A 3,957-nucleotide genomic window follows, 5' to 3' on the forward strand; every position below is an offset into this window, starting at 1 on the left:
CCTCGGCTTCCTGCTGTCGGTGCTGGCCTCCCTCGGCGCGGTCGTGGTGGTCTTCCAGCAGGGCCACGGCGCCGAGCTCCTCGGCGTGGAGCAGACCGGCCCGATCATGAGCCTGATGCCGATCTTCCTGGTGGGCATCGTCTTCGGCCTCGCGATGGACTACGAGGTGTTCCTCGTCTCCCGGATGCGGGAGGCCCACGTCCACGGCGAGTCGCCCGCCCAGGCGGTCACGTCCGGCTTCCGGCACAGCGCCCGGGTGGTCGTGGCCGCCGCCCTGATCATGATCGCGGTGTTCGCCGGGTTCATCGGCGAGAGCGACTCCATGATCAAGATGATCGGCTTCGGACTGGCCTCCGCCGTCCTCCTCGACGCGTTCGTCGTGCGGATGGCGATCGTGCCGGCCGTCCTCGCCCTGCTCGGCGACAAGGCCTGGTGGCTGCCCAAGTGGCTGGACCGGGCGCTGCCCCGGGTCGACGTGGAGGGGGAGGCCCTCAGCCGGCCGGAGCCGGAACCGGCCGCGGACCCCGTCCGCGACCTGGAGCCGGCCCGCACCTGAGGCAGCCGCACCCCGGCCGCCCGTGGCGAAGGACACGGGCGGCCCCTGGCGCGTTCCCGCCCGGCGTCGACCACGATGGTCCCAGCCCCACCGACCGGAGAGCCCGATGAACATCAGTCTGGAGCGGCGCTACCAGGATCGCCTCGAGGATTTCTCGGCACGCCACGTGTTCCTCGTCGATCTGGCGATGGTCCTGGCACTGATGGGCTGTACCGCCCTCGGCGGAACACTCACCATGCCCGGTGCCGAGCCGCCGGACCATGACAAGACCGCCACGGCCCTCATGGGCGTGGCCTGCCTCGTCCTGCTCAAGCACCGCACCCACCCGCGCACAGCCGTCGTCGTGGCCGGGACCTGCACGGTGGCCGCGGTCGCGCTCGGCTACCTGGTCACGCCCCTGCTGCTGGCACCGGTCATGGCGGCCCTCTACTGGCTGGCCGCGCTCACCGACCGCAGGTCCACCCGCGTCTACGGCCTCTCCGCCCTGCTCGCGGTGACGCTCGCGGCGGTGTTCTCCGGCTCCATGAACCACCTCTCCCTGCTGCTGCGGACGATCGGCCCGATCTTCTGGCTGATGCTGCCGCTCGCCGCCGGCAAGATGACGCAGCTGCGGCGCGCCTACCTCCAGTCGGTGCAGGAGCGGGCCGAACGCGCCGAGCGCACCAGGGAGGAGGAGGCCCGCCTGCGCGTCACCGAGGAGCGGGTGCGCATCGCCCGGGAGCTCCACGACGTGGTGGCCCACCACATGGCGTTGGCCAACGCCCAGGCCGGCACGGCCGCCCACCTCGCCCTCACCAGTCCCGAACAGAGCCGGAAGATCCTCACCGACCTGACCGGCACCACGTCCTCCGCGCTGCGGGAACTGAAGGCCACGCTCGGCCTGCTGCGCGACAACGACGATGCCCCCGGCTCCCCCGGACTGGAACCGTCCCCGGGCCTGGCCCGCCTGCCGGAGCTGGTCTCGGCGTGCGAGTCGGCGGGCCTGGAGGTCGCCGTCACCACGGAGGGGGAACCGCAGCCGCTGTCGCCCGGCGTCGACCTGACCGCGTACCGCATCGTGCAGGAAGCCCTCACCAACGTCACCAAGCACGCCACGGCCGAGACCGCCCACGTGCTCCTCGCCTACACCGGCTCCCGGCTGCTGATCACCGTCACCAACGACGGCCCCAGCGAGCCGGCGGTCACCCAGGGCCGCGGCTTCGGCGTCATGGGCATGCGCGAACGCGCCCTCTCCATCGGCGGCGAACTGTGCGCGGGCCCCCGCCCCCAGGGCGGCTTCGAGGTCACCACCGCGCTGCCCCTGCAACCCTCCCCCCACCTCACCGAAGGAATCACCGCATGACCATCAGGGTGCTGCTCGCCGACGACCAGGCCCTGCTGCGGGCCACCTTCCGCATCCTCATCGACTCCTGCGCGGACACGGAGGTGGTCGGCGAGGCCTCCGACGGTGCCGAGGCGGTCGACCTGACCCGGAAGCTGCGCCCGGACATCGTCCTCATGGACATCCGCATGCCCGGCACCGACGGCCTCACCGCCACCTCCGAGCTGTGCGCCGACCCGGAGCTGTCCGCCACCCGTGTCCTGATCCTCACCACGTTCGAGACCGAGGACTACGTCGCCCAGGCCCTGCGCGCCGGAGCCAGCGGCTTCCTCGGCAAGGACGTCACCGCCGACACCCTGCTGGACGGCCTGCGCACGGTGGCCTCCGGCGAGGCCCTCCTGTCGCCCGTCGCCACCCGCTCCCTCATCACCCGCTTCCTCATGGCCCCCGCCCCCGGCACCCATCTGGCCCCACCGGAGCGCCTGGCCGACCTCACCGTCCGCGAACGCGAGGTGATGGCCCTGGCCGCGGAGGGCAGGTCCAACCCGGAGATCGCCGAGGACCTCACCCTCAGCCCGCTGACCGTCCGCACGCACATCCACCGGGCCATGACCAAGCTGCACGCCCGGGACCGCGCGCAGCTGGTCGTCATCGCGTACCAGACGGGTCTCGTACGGGCGACGCCACCGGTGTGAGCCTCGCGTACCGGACCGGGCTCGTACGCGTGGCGCCACCGGCGTGAACCCCTCGCCGGCCGCGCCTACGGCCTGCCGTAGGCCGCGACCATGAGCTTCTCGGCGGTCCGGTTCATGTCCCGGCCCTTGGCGTCGGTGGAGTTGACGCTGTAGACGAGGGTGCGGGAGCCGTCGCGGGTGGAGGCGATCGCGGCGTTGTACCCCCAGCGCCCGCCCGTCTTGCCCCAGACCTCCCGCCCGCCGAGCACCTTCATGGACAGACCGACGGCGTAGGCGGCCGGCTTCCCGGTCCCGACGTCGGTCACCTTCGGCAGCGTGAACATCTCCTCCAGCAGCGGTCCGCGCACGACCCGCCCCCCGAACAGGGCGTGCGTGAACCGCTCCAGGTCGGCGGTGGTCGAGATGACGTCCCCGGCCGCCCAGCCGTCCGTCGTCCCCCATACGGAGACGTCCCGGAGCCCGGTCGTGCCGTCGTCGAGCCGCATGGTCTGGTAGCCGTGGTTGTGCGGCCCGGTGATGCGCGGGTTCGTTCCGGGGAAGTACGTGTCCCGCAGTCCCAGCGGCCCGAGTACGCGCCGGGCGACCTGATGCTCGTAGGAGTCGTGGGTGACGCGCTCGATGAGCAGGCCGGCGATCGTGTACCCGATGTTGAGGTAGTGCTGCCGCTCGCCCGGCGCGAACTCGGGCCTCTTCGACGTCGCCGAGCGGACCATGTCCTCGGGGTCGTGGACCCGGAAACGGTTCGCGTACGACTCCTCGACGGTGGTGCCGGGGAAGTCCGGCGCCGGAATGCCGTGGGTGTGGTTCAGGAGCTGCCGGACGGTGACGCCCGCGTACGACGCCGGGATCAGTTCCGGGAGGTAGGAGCGGGCGCTGCGGTCGAGGTCCAGGCGGCCCTCTGCGGCCAGTTGCAGGGCGACGGCGGCGGTGAAGACCTTGGTCACGGACCCGGCGCGGAAGCGGGCGGCGGGATCGGCGGGCCGTCCGGTCCGCAGATCGTGCACGCCCGAACTGCCCCGCCACACCCCCTCCTTGCCGCCGGCCCGCACGAGGGCGGCGGTGGCGTCGGCGCTGGGCAGGCCGGCGATCGCGGCTTCGAGGGCGGTGTCCGGGGACTGCTCAGCGGTTGCTCGCGCGGCCGTCGCGGCCGGGACGGAGGCGGCGGCCGGGAGTACGGCCGGCCCTGCGGCGATGCCCGCGACGAGCACGGCGGCGGTGAGCAGGCTGGTACGGGTCTTCATGGCGAACTCCGGTGAGAGGGGCCGACGTTGTGCGACGTCCTCATCCTCCGGAGCGGAGCCGTCCCGCGGATCGCCCCCGCCGGTGGTCCTGCGGCGTCACTTCCTCGCCGACGCGGGGGAGGACCCGGCCCGGTCCGCTCCCCC

4 protein-coding genes are annotated in these 3,957 nt (G+C 72.8%); 3 read left to right on the forward strand and 1 reads right to left on the reverse strand.

Going from position 1 to position 3,957, the window contains the following annotated elements:
- From FDO69_RS40760 to FDO69_RS40770, 3 genes are all read left to right on the forward strand, one after another.
- Positions 1-556: MMPL family transporter (locus FDO69_RS40760; RefSeq protein ID WP_145475630.1), on the forward strand; the 556-nt coding region annotated here is incomplete at its 5' end.
- 106 nt (positions 557-662) lie between these two features.
- Positions 663-1,898: a sensor histidine kinase gene (locus FDO69_RS40765; protein WP_104789256.1), complete on the forward strand. Its 1,236-nt coding sequence runs from the start codon at positions 663-665 to the stop codon at positions 1,896-1,898.
- Entirely contained in the window at positions 1,895-2,572 is a 678-nt protein-coding gene (locus FDO69_RS40770) for a response regulator transcription factor (RefSeq protein ID WP_104789258.1), read from the forward strand. The genes FDO69_RS40765 and FDO69_RS40770 overlap by 4 nt, the downstream gene beginning before the upstream one ends.
- A gap of 65 nt (positions 2,573-2,637) precedes the next feature.
- Here the strand turns inward: FDO69_RS40770 and FDO69_RS40775 are convergent, their stop codons facing one another.
- Entirely contained in the window at positions 2,638-3,813 is a 1,176-nt protein-coding gene (locus FDO69_RS40775) for a serine hydrolase domain-containing protein (RefSeq protein WP_104789260.1), read from the reverse strand.
- Between the last annotated feature and the right edge of the window lie 144 nt (positions 3,814-3,957).

The sequence above is a fragment of the Streptomyces tibetensis genome (assembly GCF_007655005.1).
Lineage (GTDB): Bacteria > Actinomycetota > Actinomycetes > Streptomycetales > Streptomycetaceae > Streptomyces > Streptomyces tibetensis.

Bases quoted from the DNA above. Each gene is read 5' to 3' on its own strand.
- FDO69_RS40765 (WP_104789256.1), top strand. From the start codon at position 663: ATGAACATCAGTCTGGAGCGGCGCTACCAGGATCGCCTCGAGGATTTC.
- FDO69_RS40770 (WP_104789258.1), top strand. From the start codon at position 1,895: ATGACCATCAGGGTGCTGCTCGCCGACGACCAGGCCCTGCTGCGGGCC.
- FDO69_RS40775 (WP_104789260.1), bottom strand. From the start codon at position 3,813: ATGAAGACCCGTACCAGCCTGCTCACCGCCGCCGTGCTCGTCGCGGGC.